A 489-nucleotide genomic window follows, 5' to 3' on the forward strand; every position below is an offset into this window, starting at 1 on the left:
GCCCGAGAGCTCCGAGGGGCGCTTGTCGCGGAACTCGCCCGGCGGGAGACCCACGAGGTCGAGCAGCTCGTCCACGCGCCGCGAGGTCTCGCGGCGGTCCCGGCCCAGCAAGTCCGGGACGGTCGCGACGTTGCGGGCCACGCTGAGGTGCGGGAAGAGCCCTACCTGCTGGATGACGTAGCCCATGCCGCGCCGCAGTTCCTCGGGGCGCAGGCTCCGCGTGTCCCGCCCACCGAGCAGCACCTCGCCGCGCGTGGGCTCCACGAGGCGGTTGATCATGCGCAGCGTGGTGGTCTTGCCGCAGCCCGACGGTCCCAGCAGCGCCGTGAGGCGCCCCTCCGGGAAGACGAGGCTGAGGTCCCGCACGGCCGCCCGCTCCCCGTACCGCTTCTCCAGCCCGCGAAGTTCGATCATGACGTACCCTCCACCCGCGCCGGAGCGCGGTCCTGCCCCTGGGGCCGCGCCGTGCCCGCGCGCCGCGCGAGCAGC

General features: G+C 74.8%; 1 protein-coding gene. It reads right to left on the bottom strand.

The annotated features are described in order from the left end of the window. On the bottom strand, positions 1-414 hold a 414-nt coding region (locus DEIPI_RS32655; RefSeq protein WP_045234712.1), incomplete at its 3' end, for an ATP-binding cassette domain-containing protein. Between the last annotated feature and the right edge of the window lie 75 nt (positions 415-489).

Source organism: Deinococcus pimensis DSM 21231 (assembly GCF_000519345.1).
GTDB classification, from domain to species: Bacteria; Deinococcota; Deinococci; order Deinococcales; family Deinococcaceae; genus Deinococcus_A; species Deinococcus_A pimensis.